At 61.3% G+C, this 20,818-nt stretch carries 15 protein-coding genes and 2 pseudogenes; 7 read left to right on the top strand and 10 right to left on the bottom strand.

Annotation, left to right across the window (positions count from 1 at the left end):
* Positions 1-312 precede the first annotated feature (312 nt).
* The gene (locus tag V1292_RS22020; RefSeq protein ID WP_334374766.1) at positions 313-501 is read left to right on the top strand and encodes a hypothetical protein; all 189 of its coding nucleotides are present in this window, start codon (positions 313-315) and stop codon (positions 499-501) included.
* A gap of 189 nt (positions 502-690) precedes the next feature.
* Here the strand turns inward: V1292_RS22020 and V1292_RS22015 are convergent, their stop codons facing one another.
* A complete protein-coding gene (locus V1292_RS22015) occupies positions 691-1,893 on the bottom strand; it encodes an extracellular catalytic domain type 1 short-chain-length polyhydroxyalkanoate depolymerase (RefSeq protein ID WP_334377120.1) in 1,203 nt (400 codons plus the stop codon).
* A 5-nt stretch (positions 1,894-1,898) separates the two neighbouring features.
* Complete coding sequence (locus V1292_RS22010; RefSeq protein WP_334374765.1) at positions 1,899-2,318, bottom strand: CopG family transcriptional regulator; 420 nt, start codon at positions 2,316-2,318, stop codon at positions 1,899-1,901.
* A gap of 62 nt (positions 2,319-2,380) precedes the next feature.
* Between V1292_RS22010 and V1292_RS22005 the strand changes: the two genes are divergently transcribed.
* The 4 genes from V1292_RS22005 (at position 2,381) to V1292_RS21990 (ending at position 5,966) form a co-directional block, all read left to right on the top strand.
* The gene (locus tag V1292_RS22005) at positions 2,381-3,445 is read left to right on the top strand and encodes an alpha/beta fold hydrolase (RefSeq protein ID WP_334374764.1); all 1,065 of its coding nucleotides are present in this window, start codon (positions 2,381-2,383) and stop codon (positions 3,443-3,445) included.
* A gap of 137 nt (positions 3,446-3,582) precedes the next feature.
* Positions 3,583-3,768 (top strand): hypothetical protein, encoded by a 186-nt coding sequence (locus tag V1292_RS22000; RefSeq protein ID WP_334374763.1) that lies wholly within the window; start codon positions 3,583-3,585, stop codon positions 3,766-3,768.
* A 283-nt stretch (positions 3,769-4,051) separates the two neighbouring features.
* Positions 4,052-5,311: an acetamidase/formamidase family protein gene (locus V1292_RS21995; RefSeq protein WP_334374762.1), complete on the top strand. Its 1,260-nt coding sequence runs from the start codon at positions 4,052-4,054 to the stop codon at positions 5,309-5,311.
* A 91-nt stretch (positions 5,312-5,402) separates the two neighbouring features.
* Entirely contained in the window at positions 5,403-5,966 is a 564-nt protein-coding gene (locus V1292_RS21990) for a hypothetical protein (RefSeq protein ID WP_334374761.1), read from the top strand.
* 172 nt (positions 5,967-6,138) lie between these two features.
* On the opposite strand, the gene V1292_RS21985 is transcribed toward V1292_RS21990, so the two are convergent.
* Both V1292_RS21985 and V1292_RS21980 read right to left on the bottom strand, forming a co-directional pair.
* Complete coding sequence (locus V1292_RS21985; RefSeq protein WP_334374760.1) at positions 6,139-6,525, bottom strand: hypothetical protein; 387 nt, start codon at positions 6,523-6,525, stop codon at positions 6,139-6,141.
* Between the two features lie 612 nt (positions 6,526-7,137).
* Complete coding sequence (locus V1292_RS21980; RefSeq protein ID WP_334374759.1) at positions 7,138-7,860, bottom strand: mechanosensitive ion channel family protein; 723 nt, start codon at positions 7,858-7,860, stop codon at positions 7,138-7,140.
* 1,230 nt (positions 7,861-9,090) lie between these two features.
* Here V1292_RS21980 and V1292_RS21975 point away from each other — a divergent pair.
* Positions 9,091-10,601 (top strand): annotated as a pseudogene (locus tag V1292_RS21975) (amidase).
* Positions 10,602-10,761: 160 nt separating this feature from the next.
* Positions 10,762-11,658, top strand: a complete 897-nt coding sequence (locus tag V1292_RS21970; RefSeq protein WP_334374758.1) for an alpha/beta hydrolase — start codon at positions 10,762-10,764, stop codon at positions 11,656-11,658.
* 375 nt (positions 11,659-12,033) lie between these two features.
* Here V1292_RS21970 and V1292_RS21965 read toward each other — a convergent pair whose 3' ends face one another.
* The 6 genes and pseudogenes from V1292_RS21965 to V1292_RS21945 form a co-directional block, all read right to left on the bottom strand.
* A complete protein-coding gene (locus V1292_RS21965) occupies positions 12,034-12,609 on the bottom strand; it encodes a hypothetical protein (RefSeq protein ID WP_334374757.1) in 576 nt (191 codons plus the stop codon).
* 406 nt (positions 12,610-13,015) lie between these two features.
* On the bottom strand, positions 13,016-16,156 hold the full coding sequence (locus V1292_RS21960) for an AAA family ATPase (RefSeq protein ID WP_334374755.1): 3,141 nt from the start codon (positions 16,154-16,156) through the stop codon (positions 13,016-13,018).
* A 102-nt stretch (positions 16,157-16,258) separates the two neighbouring features.
* Positions 16,259-16,384 (bottom strand): annotated as a pseudogene (locus V1292_RS33910) (double zinc ribbon domain-containing protein); the annotation flags it as partial.
* A 514-nt stretch (positions 16,385-16,898) separates the two neighbouring features.
* Positions 16,899-18,116 carry an MFS transporter gene (locus V1292_RS21955; protein WP_334374754.1) on the bottom strand — a complete coding sequence of 406 codons (1,218 nt, stop codon included), beginning with the start codon at positions 18,114-18,116 and terminating at the stop codon, positions 16,899-16,901.
* 130 nt (positions 18,117-18,246) lie between these two features.
* Positions 18,247-18,822 (bottom strand): ribbon-helix-helix domain-containing protein, encoded by a 576-nt coding sequence (locus V1292_RS21950; protein ID WP_334374753.1) that lies wholly within the window; start codon positions 18,820-18,822, stop codon positions 18,247-18,249.
* A gap of 223 nt (positions 18,823-19,045) precedes the next feature.
* Entirely contained in the window at positions 19,046-20,800 is a 1,755-nt protein-coding gene (locus V1292_RS21945) for a relaxase/mobilization nuclease domain-containing protein (protein ID WP_334374752.1), read from the bottom strand.
* Positions 20,801-20,818: the final 18 nt, after the last annotated feature.

Genomic DNA, 20,818 nt, shown 5'->3' with positions numbered 1-20,818 from the left:
CGTCCCAAACCGACGCGGAGAGGTTCCGTAAGGAGGCTGAGGAATGCCGTGAGCTGGCGGAGAAGGCCATGAGCCCTCTGGATAAGGAGGCTTGGGTACGCCTTGCCGAGTATTGGCTGAAGCTTGCGCAAGAGGCGGAACGGGGCACCAGGTTTGGACGGACGAGATGATCCGGGTTACGTCACGGACAATGCAGGCTTTACAGGTTAACATTTGATTTGGTGGACGACGGTCTCCTCTCGATATGATCGAGATCGAGGCGACGATTTCTTATGACTGGCCAGCAAGGACCTGTCGTCAGGAGAAATCGCGATGACCGTCAAAGAGCTCATAGTTCGACTGCAGGCGCTTCCCAACCAGGATGCGCTTGTAAATTTTGCAAGCGGCAATGCAAACGAGTGGCTGGTAGCCACTGGCATCGTTGAGCGCGGCATTTCACCGTCACCCGCAAACCCGGATTTTGTCGTACCAGGCAACGATCCTGGCGTGGAGATCGTCTAGCCGCTTCTCCTTCCAATGAAACACGGAAGAGGCAGCCCTGAGTACTCGGCCACCGAGGTCCAGCTAACAAATCCAACCACACCGCTAAGTCCTATAACACTATCTGCTCTGGGTATGTCCGCTTTGCCTCAATGAGCTGACAGTCGGCTCGTAGCCGTCATTTCCGAAAGTGCCGCGAACGGGCTGACCCTAACCTGATCGCTGTGGGAGCGAATGCTCGAGGAAAAAACGCAGCATTTCCCTTGCTGCGTCCGGTCCTTTCGGATCAGTGTAGGAGCCGGCAGGGTTGCCTCCGGACCATGCGTGACCAGCTCCGTGGATATCCCAGTGCTCCAATATTCCGCGCCCATTCACGTCGCTCAGGATCGTGCGGGTATAGGCATGCCCTCCAGGTACCTGGCCGCGACCAACCTTCTTTTGCAGGTTCATCGCTCTGACAGACTGCGCAAGAATTTGACCGCTGTTGTTAGGATGCACGGTAGTGTCGCAGTCGCCGTGAAAAACAATAGTTGGAACAGGTGGACCGTCACATAAAGTAACGCTGTGACCGGCTCCGCCACCTTGTCGCATGGCAACCAACGCAGATGGAAGGTCAATAGCGGCCCCGCAGGCAAGGCCAGAATGTACGCCGATCGCTGCGTACAGATCCTTGTAGGTATTACCCATGATCGCAGCAGCGGCAGCTCCGGCCGATAGTCCACCAACATAGACACGATTTGGGTCGATCGAAAAGTCGCGCATGACTTGGCGAGTGATGCCCGCGATAAGCGAGGGTTCACCTTTGCCCCGCTGCTGGTCGGCTGGGCGAAACCAGTTCCAGCATTTCGCCTGGTTTGCCTCGCTGCGCTGGGCCGGATAGACCACAAAGCAAGATTTTTCTTCAGCGATGAAGTTCATCCTCGTACCAGCGGCGAAATCGTCTGGGAATTGAGTGCAGCCGTGTAGCATCACGATCAAAGGAAGCGATTGGTCCTGATAGTGGCTGGGGATGAAAAGCTTGTAGGCACGGCTTCCCGCCGGATTGCTGTAGGTTCCTTCTATGAACCTTGTGCCGTCAGGCACGATATCTGACGGGGAAAGCGGCTTGCGCTCAATCACAGCTCGCAAGTTGAACCCAGGGCGCTGCCTTGTGCGATCGAGAAACTCGCGGAGCATGCGAGGTTCAGCGGATGGAGGCCGCGCCAGGTCCGGGCTATCGCTCTCCTCAATAGCATTGGCCTTCGCGCCAATGATCGACGGCTCTTGTCCAATAAGCGCGGGGTGACTGATGCGGGATTCCGGGTCTGGCGCGCTTTCGTCGCGCAGCATGCGTTGAAGGAGCGCGGTGGCCTCCACGAGTCGGCCAGCGCGCGTGAGGCGTGTGGCTTCGCCAACTATGTCCTGTCTGAGCATCGCGTTCACCGTGTTCTATCGACGAGGGCGGCCTTGACCGCCGGACTGGCCTGCAACGCGCCCAGAACGCAGACCGAAGCAATTGCGGCGCGAGCAAGCTCGGGCGTGACATCTTGAGCGATACTGGCAAGGCCCAAAACGTTGATGTGCAGCATTTCCCCGGCTTGCCGCGCCGCTTCGAGATCCTCTCGGCTGAAGTGCCTCAGTCCCAGATCCAAGCTTTTTCGGGTCGTTGACTGTTTGACGACGTCCGCGTGACGTTCCAGCTGGTTGCGGATTGCCGTTCGAATGAAATCGGTACGGTTCGAGTAGAAACCTTCCTGAACCATCAAGTCGACCTGACCAAGATCGACATAGCCGAGATTGATCGTGATTTTTTCGCTTTCCGGGGGCTTCGGCCGGAGTTCGCGGACGTTGCTCGTCATGGCATTGCTCCATCCCTGCACCATCTAGTTGGATGGTATATGGATGTTAAAGGCGCCTGTCAATGGAATGGAACACTGGTGGGTTCTCGAATTTGAAGTGCACCCACGGACGCGAGACGATGTTTCCGATTTTGTCGGTTAGCGACGCCTTCAGAAGGTCAGTTGGTGAAATGCTGGAAAGTGCGGGCTACGGGCCGCATGAAACGGCATGGGACCGCGTTGAGCATCCCGATTTCCGACTACGCCGCTACGCACGGTCGGCGGCGACCCCTTCGTCAGTCTTGATTGTACCCGCCCCGATCAAGCGGGCCTACATATTCGACCTTTTGCCGGACGTGAGCGTGGTGCGGCGTCTCATCCAGGCGGGATTCGCCGTCTACCTGTACGAATGGCCAGAGGAACAGGATGGCAAGTCGGACCTTGAATCCAGCATACGCTCGCTCAGCCTTGCAGCTGAATTGATCGCGACCGAGCATCGCGGCCCATCCACCCTCGTCGGGCACTCTCTTGGTGGGACCCTCGCCGCAATCACTGCATCTATTGAGCCGCACCTGGTCAGCAAACTCGTGCTTGTTGAAGCTCCTCTAAAATTCGGTGAACAGACCGGAGCGCTAGGACCGATTGTGCTGTCTTCGCCAACAGTGCCGCTTGGTCCCGTCCCGGGAAGTCTGCTCGATCTGGCGAGCGTTGTCGCGGCTCCGGAAGAATTCGTTATCTCGCGTTATGGCGATAGCTGCTCAAGCTTGCTGGATCTGGAAGCGTTAGCAATCCATGTTGCCGTCATTCGTTGGAGTCTGGATGAGTTCGCGCCTAGCGGCCAACTGATCCGAGATGTTATCCAGCTGCTCTATCGTGAAGACCGATTCGCCCGGAACGAGCTTCATGTGCTTGGGCGGGATGCCCGATCCGACTCGCTGGCCAAAATTCCCGTTGCGGCCATTGTCGATCATGCAAGCCGAGTGGTCCCACCCTCGTCAGTTTTAGGAGTGTTGAAGAACTCTTCGATTTTTCCGTATGAGCCGGAAGTCGGCGTGGCGCTTCAGCATGTGGGACCACTTGTGGGCAGGCAGGCGCATCGAGCAATCTGGCCGAAGGTAATTGATTGGTTGGGTGGGCGCCAACGATGACGCCAACCTAAGGGCAAGTTGTCGATTGCCGCGGGACTTGTGGCGGGTCTCGTACCGTGCCCGCCTCACGTTGTTCGCGATGGTCTACGCCCTGGCAAACGGTGTCCCAGCGGCCGGGCGTTGCTTTCGCCGCCGCGATGTTGCTGGGCGTCGCCCTGACGCTCTGCGTCGTTGCGTTGCTGACAATCTTCGCACGCGAATGGCGCGTGCGCAGCTGGACCCGGCATGGCGCAACCCTAGCTCATCTGTCCCGTCTCCTGGAAGGTGCCACGGGCGTCGCCCTGTTGCTGATCGGTCTCGCGCCGTTCGTTTCGGTGATCTGACCGCGAAGGATATGTCCGTCGTATCAGCGCCGACACTGAAAACGCTGTACTTTGAGGACAAGGAAATGCTGGACCGACAAGAACGCCATGGCGGTGAAGGGGCCGTTGTTTTTCCGCCCTTTCGACCCCATGGTGGTTGGCACTTACCCCAAAGGGGAGTAGCTTCGCCGGACGGTCGTCAGGACGAGATCTTGATCTCCTCATCGTGCCGCCGGGCGCCCAAGGCGTTGCCGATCGTCGTCCCGACTAGAGTAGGGTCACGATTCTGCTGAGGGAGGAGCGAATGATGCAATCCGGGCAATTCTGGATCATCACTGCGGCCGCAACATTGCTGCTCAGCGCAACCGCAGCGCATGCGGATACGACGTCCGTTAAGGCGTGGCAGATTGTGCGCGTCGCGAAGACTGGTGCGCACTGCGTCGACGACAAGAACTGCATGAACCGCATGCACCCGGCCATCAAGCCGGTGAGTCGCGCCAACCCCAGTCAGCATATCGTCTTTGAGACGCGCGACGCCTTCGACTCCGACTTCAACCTCGGCTCCAAGCCCGAGGATGTGTCGGCGGCCGATCTCAATCTCGTCCATCCGCTGACCGGCCCGGTCTTCATCGAGGGTGCCCAGCGCGGCGACGTACTGGCGGTGACACTCCTCGACGTACAGCCGGACGACTACGGTTACACGGTGATCGTCCCGGGCTTCGGTTTCCTGCGCGATCGCTTCACCAAGCCTTTCATCGCCAATTGGAAACTCAACCGCAAGGAGGCGGTCTCCGACCAGATCCCGGGCGTCGTCATCCCCTTTAACGGATTTATGGGCACGGTCGGGGTGCTGCCGGGCCAGCCCGAGGTGGCCACGATCCTCACGCGCGAGGCGGCGCTGCAGAGCGCGGGCGGCGTCGTGCTGACTCCGCAGCCGCTCGGTGCGCTGCCGAGCGATGTCTGCGGTCAGAACGGAAGCAGCAAGAATGAGTGCCTGCGCACCATTCCGCCGCGCGAGAACGGTGGCAACATGGACATCAAGCAGATGGTGGTGGGCACGACGCTGCTGCTGCCCTGCTTCGTGGACGGGTGCGGGTTGTTCGTCGGCGACGTCCATTTCGCGCAAGGCGATGGCGAGGTCTCCGGCACGGCGATCGAGATGGGGGCGACGGTCACGCTGGTCACCGAGATCCGCAAAGCGCAAGCCGCGAAGGTCAAAGTCCCGCACTTCGAAGGCGGCAATCAGCTCATCCGGTTGGCGCCGACCGAGTTCTACGCCACCACCGGCTTCCCGCTGAAAGCCAAGGACCAGATCCCACCTTACCATACCTACCTCGACAGCCAGAAAATCGGCCCGCTCGAGAACCTCTCGGAGGATCTGATGCTGGCGGCGCGCAACGCCCTGATCGAGCTGATCGACTGGATGGTTGTCGAGAAGGGCCTCACGCCGGAGCAGGCATATGTCGTGGCGAGCGTGGCCGCCGACCTGCGTATCGGCAATGTCGTCGACGTGCCGAACTACGCAGTCTCCGCCATCCTGCCGACCACCATATTCCGCAAGTAGTAGCGTGTGGTATAAGACCGAAGGTCCTGAGGTTGGCGGGAGGCCGAACCGCCGGGAATTCCTCCGAACGGCGGGGGCCGGCGCCGCAGCCATGTTCCTTTGTGGCCACGCACCCTATGGCCAGTGGGGCGTCTACCGCCGGCGTCATCTGCTGATCCTGACTTCGCGCGCCGATCCTCCCTCGTTCGAGCTCGGCAAGCGGGTAGCTGAGGTCCTCGCGGATCGCTTGCCGAGCAGCGAGGCTCAGGTGAGCAGGGCGCCGCACAAGGAGCGCATCGCCAGTCTGATCAGCTCGCAGCAGTTGGACGTCGCGCTGATGCGGCGCAACGATGCGGCAGCCCTTCGACAAGGGAGGCCCCCCTTCGCCGAGCACGGACCAGTCAAGCTGTTCACCGTCGTCGGCATCGGAGAGTATTTGTTCGTCTGCCGCGACGACTTTGCAGCACGCCATGCCTGGTTGATCGCCGAGGCGTTGGACAAGAGCCGCAGCGCCCTTCCCGAATTGCTGCTGCCGAGCGGTTCGTCCTCCGAGCCACCAGACTCGCGCATCCCGCTGCATCCTGGCGCTCTAGGTTATTTCACGGGCGCGCCCATGCCGGGCCTCGAGCCACATGCCCATGAAGATCGCACCCACGAGGTTGATGTCCCGCAATGAGCCGCGGCCCTAAGCTGGAGGCCGCCCCAGACCTCTGCTTCTTCATCAATTGCGAGCCTCGTCGCGCCCTCGCAGCACTTCAGAAAAGGGGCAATCGCGTCGGTTTGAGCGGACCACGGCGACTTCCGGTCCACCCCGGTGAACGGACATTTTCAGGATAGGCGGGCATGTCTCAAAGGTGCCACAAGCGGACAGCCTCGCAGGCCGCGAGCGATCTGGTGCACGACACCGCGCAGTCATTCCCTTCGGTTGCGTTAAGGCAAGTAGCAGGGTTTCCGAAATTCCTCATCGATGCATCCACGCCCTCGAAATCGAAAGCAGTGTGTGACCGATGACACTGGAGCGCGGCGATGCCCCATATAGTGAACATGTTCTCTTTGTAGCTTGCAGAAAAGCCAGCGCCTTCGGCGATCACATCGCCGATATACTTCCACCAGCCGGTAAGAGTGCCCGGCAACCCGCCAGTCGCATCAGCAATCGCAAGCGTGACTCCCGAGATCACGGGGAGATAGAAGACGAGAACCCCGGATGCGGCGAGAACACGGAACATGAATCGCATGAGACCTCCAATGTGCGCAATTATGGCCGCGAACTCACCGAGCGGTTGGCTCTATGTGAGTCCCCTTGAGGACAGCACCTCGAAACAACGTCCGCTTCGCTTGTACTCATGAATGCTCGCGTAGCTGCCCCTATAAAAGACTGCCACTCCACCTAATTGGAGGCCCGACTAGGTTTGGGAGCCAAGACCGGGCCGCCTCGCACCATTGCCCCTGTGATTGGAGGTTAGGCCTGTGGCGCAGCAGCGAGATCAAGACAGCAGCGCGCTCGGGCTAAGTAGCCTCCATCAGCGTCCCAATGAGACGCAACAACTCTTGAAACTCTTGATGCTCCGGTCCGTCTCCGCCTCGCGCGTAAGAATTCCCTGATCTCTAACTTCTCCGTGCGTCCGCCGGAAGAGACGTTGGGCACGTGCACAACAGAAACTCTGTCAGCGTACGGATTAGGTACCAGCGGTCCCCGTTCGAGCTGCAGTAGAGCTCTCTGCCGGCGGCAGAATGCGAGAAGACGCCGAGCTCGTGCATCTTGGCAACAAAATCGACGGCACCATCGCGTCCAGTGTTCTGCGGAACATGCTCAATCGTCGCCTTCGCGTATTCCGGTGTCATCACGTTCACCTGCTGGACTGGCGCGGCGGTTGGGAAGTACCTGCCGCGTGTTCGCCCAAGCGCCGGCCGGCTTCAGCAGCTTCGTCGAGCTTCGACTCGACACCTCGCGACGAGTCGTACCATCGACGGACTATCTCGGCTGCGGTCTCTCGTCCACCGAGCCCGAAGGCCAGACCGAGCGCGAGAGCTGCTGCGCCGACGACAGCCGTGAACAGCGTATTGGTCAACGTCTGAGCAACACCGATCTGGTTCACGGCTACGACGATGGCGAAGGCCCACACCATGACCTTTGCAATCTTGGCGAGGAGGTCGGGATTGCCCAGGTCGGCCTGTGCCGTAGCGCCTCGGACCAAGTTACCCAGGGCATTCGCCGCCAAGCCACCGATGACGAGAACGACGATTCCGACGATAAGGTTGGGAATCCACAACAGGAGTTGTCGCAACACGTCCGAAACGGCCGGTAGACCCAAAGCGTCGAACGCAACCACAAGCGCGATCAGCCTGATGAACCATTTCGTCGTGAGGGCAATCGCTCCCGAGGCATCAGTCTCCAACCCCATGTTATGAACGAAGCCGGTGAACCCCGATTGCGTGGATAGTTCGTTGAAGCGGACTCGCCGAAGCACCGCCGCGATTGCGCTTGCCACCAAGGCCGCGACGAACCAGCCGATAATCAGGATCGCGGCAAAGGCAAGAATCTTGGGAATGGCGGCGAAGAATACGGCCATCGCGGCCGCAAGGGATGTGAGCAGAGCCTCGCTCCAATCCCGAATGCTCGTAAGCGTCATGGTGACCTCCTCCAGGTGAGGGCGCGGACAGCTTCGTCCCCGTCCAGCGCGCGGAACTCACAAAGTCAACACCGTGAAGATCGGAAAGGTTCTGACGCTTGCAGTGCTAAGACAGAACTTGGGGGTGAAACGGGGATTTTGCAGCTGCGAAGGCGGCACCGATCCCATCCCGGCGACCAGCCGGACCATGCATCGCGTGCCGTGGCGTGCGCCCTGTCGATGGACGACTGGAGCGAGTCGTTTCGCGAACGCTGCCGCGGAAAGGCGTCATCTGGGCGTGATGCGGATCGGCGTGCATGCCGAGCCCGCCATCGGCCAGCATCCGGATGACGCGTTCGCCAGCTTGCACCTCAAGCGGCTTTGAATGGCCAGCGGAGTTCGGATCGCGATGGATTACGCGCCTGGTCAGAACCGGTCCCGAGGCCCTGATGGAATGCAACCACATTAGCTCGGCATCCGCTTGCGTCGCACATTGAGCGTGGATACTCGACTCGAACGGGCGTCCAGCCGTGCCCCAGTGTGGCTTCGACCCAGTCCGCAGGGGGGCAGAAGCGACGATTTGGCCCTCTGCCGATCACTTCCGGTCTACCCCAATAAGCAGACATTCTGAGAGCCCGTCGGCGTCAAAGACGCCTGGACATCGCGCGCGTGGCTTGACTGTGCGTGTGTCGCGAAGGTCGAGGTGCCCCGCGACGTGGCTGACGAGCGCAGACCGGGAAAGATGCAAGCTCTTGAAGATCGCCGGTGGCTGCACGATAATCTGCCTGCTGGACGGCGCGTCGCTCCGCAGTCCGCGCGAGGATGCTGGAGGCATCCAGTAGAGGCCTTAGTTACCGATCTGCTCGGCCGCCTCACGTTCCGACCTCATGCGGCAGCTGCGCCTCCGCCCTGTCCGGATGCAAGAGCTCATTGTGATGTTGCAGCTTGGCACGCCGGCCGCAGCGTCGGCGGCCCCCGCTTGGCGACCGTCGCGGCTACCGACCACCAGACGGCCCCGACACTTTAGGGCGAGCGGTGGATTTGAGAAGCAGCCCATTGGTCGAGGGAGGATGTGCTATGAGAGCACCGCCAAACTATTCGCGTCGTCGCTTTCTTCATGCTGGCACGGCCGGGGTAGCGGCAACCGTCGCCGCGGCGACAACGCCCGTTCGTGCGGCCGCCGAGGCCGGCATGCAACCGCCACCCCCGACCGCGACGGCGCCGCGGATTCTGCGCAAGCCACCGCTGCCTGAATTGGAGCGCATCGCCAAATCCTACAACTTGAATCTCAGCCGCGACGATTTGACGTCGTTCCGCAACCTTATGGACGGTGTGCTCGCGTCATACCGTCGCCTGGACCAGTTCGCGGAGCCGACATTGGCGGTGAAGTACCCGCGGGACGCGGGGTTCCGTCCAGGTGCCTCGGACAATCGGCTCAACGCTTGGTACTGGAGGTGCTCGATCAAAGGCGCAACTTCGGGGCCTCTCGCGGGCAAGAAAATCGCCGTCAAGGACAATGTGTGCGTTGCCGGCATCCCGATGATGAACGGTTCCAACGTGCTGGAGGGCTACGTGCCTGACGTGGATGCGACCATTGTGACCCGCATCCTTGATGCCGGTGGGGAGGTCGTCGGCAAGGCCGTGTGCGAGCATCTTTGCTTCTCGGGCGGTAGCCATACCTCCGACACTGGGCCCGTGCTCAATCCGCACGATCCGAAGCGATCTACCGGAGGCTCCTCCAGCGGCAGCGCGGCGCTCGTCGTCGCCGGCGAGTGCGACATGGCCATCGGGGGCGACCAGGGAGGGTCGATCCGAATTCCCAGCTCTTTCTGCGGAGCGGTTGGCCACAAGCCCACCCACGGGCTTGTGCCCTACACAGGTGTCTTCCCGATTGAATTAACACTTGATCATACCGGCCCATTGCCCGCACCGCCGGTGATGCCGCCCGGCTTCTCGAGGTGCTCGCCGGGGCCGATGGCCTCGACCCGCGCCACCGGCGGGACTGCGCACGGAAGCATATACCAAGCAGCTCACCGGAGACGCCCGCGGCCTCCGGATCGGGATCGTTAAGGAAGGGTTTGGCTGGCCCAACTCCGAGCCCGATGTCGACACCATGGCGAGCGGGGGGAGCCGTGAGCGAGGTATCGATCCCTCTCCACCGCGATGGCATCCATATTTGGAACGCTATCGCCGTCGAGGGCGCCACGGCGCTGATGGTCGCGGGCAACAGCATGGGAACCAACTGGAAAGGGCACTACACGACTTCGCTGCTGGACTTCTACGGCCGGAGCCGGCGGGTGCGCGCCAACGACCTTTCGGAGACCGTCAAACTCGTCGTCCTGCCTGGCCAGTACATGCAGGACAATTATCAGGGCCGCTACTACGCGAAGGCCCAAAACCTCGCGCGCGTGCTACGCGCCGCCTACGATGAGCAACTCAAAGGCGTCGATCTCCTGCTCATGCCGACGTTACCTTTGAAGGCCACGCTACTCCCAGCCCCGGACGCAAGCCGCGAGGACTACGTTGCGCGGGCACTCGAAATGATTTCCAACACTTGCCCGTTCGACGTCACTGGTCATCCGGCCGCCACGGTTCCAGCAGGCATGTCGGCAGGGCTCCCTGTTGGCATGATGCTGATCGGACGCCACTGGGAGGACGGCACGGTGTTGCGTGCGGCTGACGCGTTCCAGATCGTCGGATAGACGGCAGTCGCGAATTGCCGGCTAACGGCAACGCCGGCGTGCAAGGTTCGGAAACCGGAGGCCCGCGAGCTATCTGACGCGAGCCTCCCGTTTCGGGCTACGACGCAGGGACTGTCACAAATCGTCTCCGGCTACGCGTCCACTTTGTTGGCTTGAGCAAATGAGTTTGCGCGCCGAGCTTGTCCGCTTCTGTCTGCCTTGGTTCATGCGGCCACGGTTGCAATCGGACATTCAGATCGAGGATGCCCGTCGACAGGTGGCCCGCTTCGCGCAGCTCGTGCCGCGCGTACCGCGCGGGACCGAGCTGGTTGTAGTTGACGCCGGCGGCGTCAAAGCCGAGCGGATCGCGACGCCCCGCTCGCTTCCAAACCGATACGTCGTCCACCTTCACGGTGGCGCCTATCTGCTCGGCTTTCCGGCACTGTTTCGCGATTTTAACTGGCGCATTGCCGACGTGACCGGCGCGCGGGTGTTATGCATCGACTACCGGCTTGCGCCCGAGCATTCGTTTCCAGCGGCGGTCGAGGATGTGACGGCCGCCTATCGATGGCTCATCTCGCAGCGCGCCGAACCGCGTCACGTGGCGTTTGTCGGGGAGTCTTCCGGCGGCGGGCTTGCGCTGGCGAGCATGATGCGTTTGCGCGATGAGGGATCATCCTTGCCGGCCGCTGCCGTCGTGGTCTCGCCGTGGACCGATCTCGCCCTGACGGGCCAATCGCTCACCGATTACGGTTCTTCCGATCCGATGGTGCCGGTTGAGCTGATGCCGAAGGCGGTTGAGCTTTATCTCGGCAATACGGATCCGCGCTCGCCCTATGCCTCTCCACTCTATGGCGATCCGGTGGGCCTGCCGTCGACTCTGGTTCTTGCCGCCAGCGATGAGGCACTGCGCGATGATGCGGTGCGAATGGCCGAGCGCTTGCGAGCAGCCGGCTGCGATGTCGAACTCGAGTTGTGGCCGCGCATGTTCCACGTCTGGCATATGTTCGCGCGCATCCTGCCAGAAGCACGTGCAGCGATCGAGCGCATCGGTGCGTTCTTGCAGCCTAGGCTGTGACATTGATCGGCGAGCGGCCGACGTCAGGTTCGGATCATTCGCGTCGGTTTGGCCGGACCACGGCGACTTCCGATCTACCCGATGAACGGACATTTGCAGGCTAGGAGCATGTCTGAAAGGTGCCGATACTGTTGCAAAGTCGAAAATCGTTCAGCCCCTAGAATCTTGTGAAGGCGGATCTTTGGACTTCTCTGCTGCTGCATCGCTTTTCAACGCCGCTACGAAGGTCCGTGATCGATCTTGGATGAAACGATATGGTCCTTCACGTCGCCGGGCGTAAGACGCGTTCACGGGCTCTAAGAATTTTCGTTCGCCACCCCAAAAAGACTTTTGCAACAATATCTGCCAGGACGAGATATTCCGATCGGATAAACCCTATTCTGCTCGATCAGGATTCCCCTTGAGTTTAAAGGATCCGAAGAATTTATCTTTCTTTTCCGCCACCACGTCGCGATACGCATTGGGGTATTCAATCGTTAGTATGTGGAGCGTACCCTTCATCCTGATGTAGCGGAAATGCGCAGTCGTTGCCGTGTTAGCGACTGAGAAGAACAGATTATCGACGTCATCCTTGGTATTGCGGCTTACATCAGACACTTTGTTAGCCGGATTGGATGAGAAAGATTTGGGGATCGCCGCGAGGTCGACAGGCGTCTTTGCAGTTGCCGGCAGTTCAACCGCTGTAAACTTGATTCCCTCAGAACTCTTGCCGCCGACGACATGGCTCACTTCGTCCGTGCCCGGGTTGCGAGTTGTGAAATCGTTGAAGGGAATTGGCAGGAGGATCGAGAACGAGCCTTTGCTCGAAACAGCCGGATACCATCCCGAGCCATCGGCTACGTTAACGCCGACACGATGCATTTCAAGTTTCGGTTCTGCAGTCGCGGATGTAGAGACTATGGGCGCCAGCGAAAGGACACTCGCGAGCAGCCGCAGAATGTGGATGGGCATGGATGGTCTCCTGCCGTTGCTGTCGGCAGGGAATGTCCGTTGTTTGTTGAAAGAAAGGCATGGCGGCGCCGCCGGCGGCTGGCGCCGCGCGTCTGTGGTTCTGGTGCAACAACTAGACCTCGCGAACTAAGGTCTTGAAAGAGCCTCGGCCGATGAGCGCGCATCGTCGCGACAACAGCGCCCGTTCCGGGATCATTTTCGGAAGTCGACGTCCGCATCGGCGAGGTCTGCTTTGCCCCCATAAACGGATTTCGTCAGTCTGGCCCGTCAGGTCCGAAAAGGGCCAGACTCGGAAGTCGGCCTCTACAGCAAGCAGGTCCGCTCTTCCGCAAAAAGGGGACACCCAATGTGCTTCAAGGCAGTCAGAGTTCGGGGCTGGCAATGACGATCAGCCGGGCTTCGACTTCTATGCGCTTAGTTCGTCGAGTAAGGCTCCCGCATTCTTCAAGTCGGGTGTATCGAAGCCCTCGGTGAACCAGCCATAGACCTGCGCGAGGAGACCGCGTGCTTCATCGCGCTTGTCCTGGTCGCACCAGAGCCGGGCGAGGCTTATGGCGGAGCGGAGTTCCCAGAGCTTCGCCTCCTGCTGCCGCGCGATCGCGATGGCATGGCGAAAGTCGGTCTCCGCCTCGGCCTCGGCGTTTTGGCGGGTCGTCCACAGCAGTTGGCCTCGACGGCATCGCAGTTCTGCCTCGAACCATCGCACGCCCGATTTCTCGGTCAGAGACAAAGCCTCAATTAGTCGGCCGAGCCCGTCTTCGGGCGCTCCCATCTTCACGTGCGCTGTGGCAAGCTGCGCGAGGTAGAATGGAAGAGTCCACGCCGCGCCGGATGCTTGGAATCTCTCGATCCCGAGCCGCAGCAGATCGGTCCCGGCGTCTGATTCCCCGGCCTCGACCATGGTCCAGCCGCGATACGCGGTTCCCATCGCGAGAAAGAAGGCAAAGCCCTGCTCGGTAGTAAGCGCGATGAGCTCATCCGCGAGCAGGCGCACAGTCCGTGGATCGTCGAGCACGAAATGCAGCCGGCAGGCGACGCTTAACGCGAACGCAAGGCTGATCGGGTGCGATAGCTCGCGCGCCTCTGCCAGGGCTTCCCTGCTCCGCGCTCGGGCCTGATCGACGAAACCTAGAAGCCCGAGCGTCAGGGACAGGAAGGAAAGCATCGCCACGCTGGCGTTCTCGGCGAACAGAACCGTCAGAGATCGATGCCGCGTGGGATCGTAAAGTGCGAGCCCCTGCTCAAGATGCGCGCGCGCCAAGCGCAACTCTCCGCGATGCAGCCAGCTATCGCCGACCGCCCGATGCCCGGCCACCAGGCCGGCCCTGTCGTTTTGTCGTCCGGCCAACTCGAGCAGTTCTTCGGCGGCACGATGCGATAATTGCGTCTCGGCGCGCACATGGTGATGGACGAACTCGCCCCACAATGCTTTGAGCAGATTCGGCGTGTCGTTCAGCAGCTCGCAGAGACGACGCGCCCGCGCGTAGGCCTTTCCGGTCTCTTCGGCCGCATGGCCCTTGGCGGCGATCAGCGCGCCGCCGATTGCGAGTTGAAGTTGGAGTTCAGTGCGTCGGCTCTCGGCGGCGTCCGGTAAATGGGACAACAGATCGAGCGCCTTCCGCATTTGTCTGATCGCTTCTGCCGTGGCTGAGCGCGCTTTGGAGCGTTCGCCGGCCTCCTGCCAATAGGAAACCGCCTTCGCGATCAGACCGGCATTTCCAAAATGGCGCGCGAGGATCTCGGGTTGCGCTTCGGCGCTCGTCGCGAACTTCTCCTCCAGTGCGCCAGCGATACGGGCATGCAATTCACGACGCTGGCCGCGTAGTAGCGTGCCATATGCCGCATCCTGCACCAATGCGTGTTTAAAGAGGAAATTGGCCTCGGGTGGTTCGCCGCGCCGAAACACCAACCCCGCACCCGTCAGCCGCTCTAGCGCTGATTGCAGCTCGCTCTCGCTTCGGCGCGAGGCGGCGCAGAGCAGATCGTAGGAGAACTCTCGGCCGATGGCCGCGCCGAGTTGCGCGACCTCCTTCGCGACCGGGCCAAGACGGTCGAGCCTCGCCATCAGCGAAGCGTGCAACGTGGGCGGCACCGCGAGCCCCGGGAGTGGCGCAGTGGAGACAGCGCGCTCGACCCCCGCCGCGTCCGCTTCGAGCACAGCCTTGGTCAATTCCTCGACGAACAGCGGCACACCGTCCGTTCGCTCGGCGATCTCAGTTACGAGCTCGGGCGGCAGTCCCCGGTCGCCAGTCATGCTCCGTATCAGAGCGGCGCCCGCCTCATGATCAAGGCGGTTCAGAACCATCGTGCTGACATGTGACTTTCCGGTCCATACGGACTGAAACTCAGGACGGAACGTGATCAGCGACAGTACCGGCAGGGTCGCCACTCGATCGATGGTCCGGTCCAGCAACTCGCGCGAGCTTGGATCGATCCATTGTGCGTCCTCGAAGACCATCATTATTGGGTGTAGCCGGGCCAAACCTTGAAGCTGCCGAAACAGGGCATCGAAAGTCTTCTCTTTCTTTCGCTGTGGCGTGAGGGCAATCGGCAGATATCGCTCGCCGGTCGGAATCGATAGCAGCTCGGCGAGGATTGCTATGTCCTCGTCGGGCGGCAGTGCCGGGGATAGCACCGTTTGCAGCTTGCTGAGCCTGTGCTCCGGCGTGTCCTCGCGCTCGAAATCGACGGTTCGCTGCAGCTGAGCAATGAAGGGATACAGCGCGCTGTCCTGATGATGCGGCGCGCAGAAATACCGCAAGCGAGTGTGCGGCTCGTCCCCGATGCGCTCCTGGAGAGCCGCGACGAGGCGCGATTTGCCAATCCCCGGCTCCCCCGCCAGCAACACTACCTGGCCAGTGCCCGTCCTGGCACGCTGCCAATGCTGCACTAGCAGCTCAAGCTCCTCCTCGCGCCCAACCAATGGCGTGAGCTCTGCCGCGTGGAACGCCTCGAAGCGGCTTTCCGCCGTTCCCTCACGCAGCACCCGCCAGGCGCGCACCGGGGCGGCGAAGCCCTTCAGCATCACCGCGCCGAGATCCTCGTAATCAAAGAGCCCGCCGATGAGCCGCCGCGTGTCCTCGGCGATTACCACCCCGTCGGGCTCGGCGAGCGCTTGCAGTCGGGCGGCCAGGTTCGGCGTTTCGCCGAGCACCGCCTGCGGCTCGGCGGCCTCACTGCCGATGAGGTCGCCCACGATAACGAGACCAGTCGCGAGCCCGAGACGCACCCGCAGCTCGAGATCCGGTGGGGCGCTCGGCGCGTGCCGGGCCGCGGCGATCTCAAGCGCGGCGCGCACCGCGCTCTCGGGATCATCCTCACGCGCTGAAGGATGACCGAACAGGATCAGCATGCCATCGCCGATGTAGCGGCTGATCGTGCCCCCGTACTTGCGGACGATGGCCGCCACACCATCGCGGTACTCGGCGATGACCTCCCGTAGATCTTCCGGGTCGAGCATGATCGCAAGCGCCGTCGAGCCGACGAGGTCGCAGAACATCACTGTGAGTTGGCGGCGCTCGGCGGAAGAACTTGGCGCGGATGACAAGGTCGAGGGCTCCGTGACCCGCACCACGGTGGACGTCGACGGTCGAGCCGCTGCCGATACTCGCGCGGCTTCCGTCGGCGTAAGCGCTGCGCCGCAGTCGCCGCAGAACCTTTTACCCGACGGGTTGTCGGCTCCGCACGCAGGGCAGCGCACGAATAGCGGCGCGCCGCAGTCGCCGCAGACTTTCTTACTCTCTGAGTTGACTCTGCCGCAGCTCGGGCAATCCATGTCGCACCCGATCCAATTGCTGATCTAAATCTCTCATTGGCTTCCCTAAGAGCGACCTTCAGAGCGCGACATTGCTCTTTGGTTCCGGCGACTCCGGGCGAAAGCAAGTGGGAAGCGTCTTGGCTGTTGCATTTGCTATTTCGAACGCAAATGCGAGGCGTGCGATCAGGAACGGTTTGTGCATGGCAAGCTCCCTAGAGGACAGGGACGTTCGCACCACGACTTTCAGCAATAATTTAGTCTAATCCGCTCGCATCAAATGTGCGCCGTTTCACATCATGCGGTTATTGTCCCTCCTAACCGCCTCAGGCTTCAACTTGCACGAGCTCCGAACCAAGCAAGCACATCGAGAACGTGCACGGCTGACGCGATCTGACTGCAACGTCGGCGGGCGCTTCAGTGTATATTTTGCGACCGCGGGCTGCAGGCCATTGGCAACGCCGGGCCATAATTCTGCAGGACTTAACTTGGTCCAAAGTATTCAAGTTGGTGTGTGAATGTCCGCCGCGGGCGACTAGGCACAACCGGGATGGCGCGCCATCCTTAGAAATCGCGTCACGACCCAAATTGGAGCAAACCAGATGGCAGCCGCGATCTGGAGGCTCACGTTGAAAGCAAACGCAGTCTGGTAAGCGACATCAGGGTAGTGCCCTTCTATCGGAGTCCAGAGCTGAATCACTAGGCCCGTCATACATTGCACGACGAACGCGCCGCCGATGTGAAACACATTCAGCGCCGCGCTCGCCCGCCCTGCAAGCTCTTTAGGGAAATACTCTGCCAGTATCGCGTGACTGAGAACAGTAGCAGCACCGACCGCTGCAATGATCCCCCACGGGATGTATGAGGGCAAAGGCAATCGCAAGATCAATGTGAGTTGAGCCACAATGAATACCGTAGCGACGAGACCGAATAGCACCCATGGCCCGACACCGCGCCGGCTCAACCGGTCGGCCGTCACGCCCAACAGAAGCGCGCCCAAGCTCAACGCGATTGCCATGACGAACAAATAGCGGAGCAATCCGGCTCGATCGAAGCCCTCGACATCGCTGAGCCATGGCGCCGCCCATAATCCCTGCAACGCCCAGGCCGTCCCGATACAGGTGGCCGAAAGCGGGGCCAGGCGCCAGAAGCGTGGGTCAGCGTAAATCGTCCTTAGACCATTCGTGGCTGGTACACCCGCCACCGGCGTAGCCGCCGGCGCCTCCGGGACAACAAGATAGATGAGAAGCGCGCATCCAGCTGAGACAATCGCGAGTAGCTCAAACAATCCTCGCCAGCCCATCGACACCATCAGGAAATCCGCGGGCAAGGTTGCCGTCAGTGCCCCCATGGCTCCCAAGGTGACCATCAGGCCGCTGAGCAGTGGAACGCGTTCCCGAGGAAACCAGACAACGAGCGCTTTCATACCAGCCGTCATTGCCGCGGCGACGCCGAGACCAATCAGCGCACGGCCGCCCAGGAGAAGCAAATAATGGTCCGAGACGGCAAATAGGGCCGCCCCCAGAGCTGCAGCTGCCAACACAACACTCTGAACGCGCCTCGGCCCGCATCGGTCCAACATAATACCAATCGGAATCTGGGCGGCCGCGAAGGTGAGGTAGTAGACAGACGTCAGCAGGCCAAGATCGCCAGCAGCGAGGCCAAACTCCGCGGTCAAAGAGCCGGCGATCGTCGCATTGATGTTCCGGAAGAGAAACGCAAGATAGTAGACGGCAACAAACGGCAGGAACACGCGCAGAATCAGATGCCCGCTTCTTGTCAGGTCGCCAACAAGTCGACACAGAGTCGTATGACTGGACGGTTGAGATCGTCGTGGTAGTCCAATCGAACGTCCGTGAGCAACGTCCCTCTTAGCAACAGACCTAGCGCAGAGGTATTCCTGCTTTTCCTGGAAAGTTGAGCAGGCTGCCGCCCTCCCGAACGGCAGCGGCGTCCACTTCGGTACCAGCCGGCCATGACTTGGGGAGACCTGGCTCGGGGGTTAACGACGAAGTCTGTGCCGCTCTCTTTCCAAAGCCGTCAGTGGGAGTATCCCTTCTCTTGTCAAGCCGATCCATTGTCTCCTGCATGAGCGAGGTTCCCGACTGAACGCGACGCGCAACCTGCGTAGCGAACTCGTCGAACCGCTCGGACCCGAGCGCGCACGCGGCGCGCAGGGCGGCGGCCGGCAGCGGCGGAGTCACTGCAAGCTGGTATCGGGCCTGCAGCGCGACAGTCTCGTTGACGATTCTAAGATTCAGAGCGAGCTGTTCGAGCTGACGGCTCATAAGGGAAAGACGACGGTCTACCGGGATGCTGTCGACGACATCGTCATCACCGAGGAACTGAGCAAGAGCGGCCTCTACGAGCGCTGATTTGCTGGCGCCCGGACGCTTGGTGGCTGCAGCCAGCCGCGCGGCCATCTGCTCGGAGAGGTAGACGCCAATTCTGGGTTTCATCGTTGGACCTTTTGAAACGTGACTTTCCGCAGGGCGCGTTCGAAGCAGAGAGATGATGCCGGTCGACCTCAACCGACGCGCTGAATGCGAGCTATCAAGAGGGCTACTCCCGGTCCCTGAGCAACCACTCAATCGCAGCCATCGTGCGTTCGGATAGATCGGCGTACAAAAGCCGATGCCCGGCTCGACTGAGCCCAGGAAGGTTTCGACCCGAGTTGGGCAATCACATTCCGAGACCGATCCTCCTTCCAAGACTCCAGGTCACCGCACCTCCTCTCGCCGCGACGCCGGATACCTGCCGATCGAGATACTGCTCCAAGGCTGGCCGCCACGGCACGAGTTGAAACCCAAGTCCATCGTCAATTATGGCAAACCGGCCTGACGCCAGTGTTACGCGTCGACGATAGATGCCCACAATGCGTTCGCCCTCCGACGAAGGACCGTGGCGTAACCCTGTCTCGGCCGAAAGTCTTGCGACCGCAGCATCAAGCTCCCGTTGTCTCAGGGTATTGAGGAGATCGCGGGCAAAGATGATCCTTGCTCCCTGGCGACGCGCGAGACCTTCGCCTGCGAGATGGCCAATCCTGCGGTCCATGGCTTCGCGCACTTCGGATCCGAAACCGCCGTTCGCCACGACCGCATCCCGCGCGAGCAACTGCCGATCAAGCCAGGTTGCGCCCGGAGCCATTACCTGGGCTTCGATGTTGAGATCGGACCGGGTCGCGAGCGACAGCCGCTTGCGGCCCTGAGCATCGTCGTAACTCCGCGCCTCCACGATTGCGCCGGGCGCGGCATCGCCAGTCATTTCGATATCGGAGAACTTGAGGTGATGCGTTCTTCCATCGATGCCGTCGACGATCGCATAGGCCGAACCTTTCAGTTCGTCATGCAGTCCGCGCTCGATTAGACGGCCGAGCACCCTATCCGCTGGCTCATCGCCGTGCAGGGCAAAGCCAGATACGTCCGGCTCCCGCCCGAAGCCGCGCATTGCCCGATGCATCGTTTTGATGATGTCGCCGCGAATCGAGAGATCACGCAGCTTGTCCTCGATACCGGGTTTGAGGGTCCAACAGCCGGGTGCAATCTGCTCGGCGAGACCGAAGCGTTCCAGTTTGGCGGCCCGGCCGACCATCAGGCGGCGGAGTTCGAGGTCTTCGCCTGATGCACTGGGACGAAGGTCCGCCACGCCGGCCCCCTCGTCGACCGCAATACGCAACGCCCGATCGAGGCTCGTCCAGCGTTCGGCCTCAACCTCCCTTTCCAGGGCAGAACGGATTTCCCGCTCGCTGCGCGGGCCAAGCTCCAGCGTAACGCGCTCGGCGGCCCGATCCCGAAACCCGCGGCTGATGTAATCCCGGCTGATAACAAGGTCCTGGCCGTCCTCCGCGCGGCCGCGGATCAGAACATGAATATGCGGATTGTCTGTGTTCCAGTGGTCGACCGCGATCCAGTCCAGTTTAGTTCCGAGATCACGCGCGACGTCGGACATCAGCTCGCGCGTGAAGGCGCGGAGATCGCCGAGCTCGGCGGCGTCCTCTGGCGAAATGATAAATCGAAAATGATGCCGGTCGTTCTCGCATCGCTCAGCAAAGCCGCGCTCCTCCGCCGCATCGGACGTCGCGTCAAACATCCGCGCTTCCGCGCCATCTCGGGTCACCCCCTCGCGCTTCAAATAGGTCATGTGCTTGGACATCGGCGCCGAACGAAAGCGCGTGCCGCGATGACGGACCACGCGTGCCTTCATCACTACGCGTCGCGAGGTCGAGCGGAGGGACAAAGAGAGCGCGGCACGCCGGCCTCGTCCGAAGCGCGACCGGCTGGCGCCGCCCTTACCGCGCCCGAAACCGTCGCCGACATGCCCAGCCCTCTTGGCCGCTCGCATGACCTGGCCAACAAAGCTCTTCGGATGAGAGGGGCTACGTCCGCCGTCACGAATGCGGCCTGGGCGAACACGAAGATCATTGTCGTGCTGGCTCACGAGGGCCTCACCGGGAAT

The sequence above is a fragment of the Bradyrhizobium sp. AZCC 1719 genome (assembly GCF_036924525.1).
Classification (GTDB): domain Bacteria; phylum Pseudomonadota; class Alphaproteobacteria; order Rhizobiales; family Xanthobacteraceae; genus Bradyrhizobium.
The sequence above is the reverse complement of the archived record's forward strand: the minus strand, read 5'-3'. Positions and strand labels throughout refer to the sequence as shown.

Bases quoted from the DNA above. Each gene is read 5' to 3' on its own strand.
- V1292_RS22020 (WP_334374766.1), top strand. From the start codon at position 313: ATGACCGTCAAAGAGCTCATAGTTCGACTGCAGGCGCTTCCCAACCAG.
- V1292_RS22015 (WP_334377120.1), bottom strand. From the start codon at position 1,893: ATGCTCAGACAGGACATAGTTGGCGAAGCCACACGCCTCACGCGCGCT.
- V1292_RS22010 (WP_334374765.1), bottom strand. From the start codon at position 2,318: ATGACGAGCAACGTCCGCGAACTCCGGCCGAAGCCCCCGGAAAGCGAA.
- V1292_RS22005 (WP_334374764.1), top strand. From the start codon at position 2,381: ATGGAATGGAACACTGGTGGGTTCTCGAATTTGAAGTGCACCCACGGA.
- V1292_RS22000 (WP_334374763.1), top strand. From the start codon at position 3,583: ATGTTGCTGGGCGTCGCCCTGACGCTCTGCGTCGTTGCGTTGCTGACA.
- V1292_RS21995 (WP_334374762.1), top strand. From the start codon at position 4,052: ATGATGCAATCCGGGCAATTCTGGATCATCACTGCGGCCGCAACATTG.
- V1292_RS21990 (WP_334374761.1), top strand. From the start codon at position 5,403: ATGTTCCTTTGTGGCCACGCACCCTATGGCCAGTGGGGCGTCTACCGC.
- V1292_RS21985 (WP_334374760.1), bottom strand. From the start codon at position 6,525: ATGCGATTCATGTTCCGTGTTCTCGCCGCATCCGGGGTTCTCGTCTTC.
- V1292_RS21980 (WP_334374759.1), bottom strand. From the start codon at position 7,860: ATGGCCGTATTCTTCGCCGCCATTCCCAAGATTCTTGCCTTTGCCGCG.
- V1292_RS21970 (WP_334374758.1), top strand. From the start codon at position 10,762: ATGAGTTTGCGCGCCGAGCTTGTCCGCTTCTGTCTGCCTTGGTTCATG.
- V1292_RS21965 (WP_334374757.1), bottom strand. From the start codon at position 12,609: ATGCCCATCCACATTCTGCGGCTGCTCGCGAGTGTCCTTTCGCTGGCG.
- V1292_RS21950 (WP_334374753.1), bottom strand. From the start codon at position 18,822: ATGAAACCCAGAATTGGCGTCTACCTCTCCGAGCAGATGGCCGCGCGG.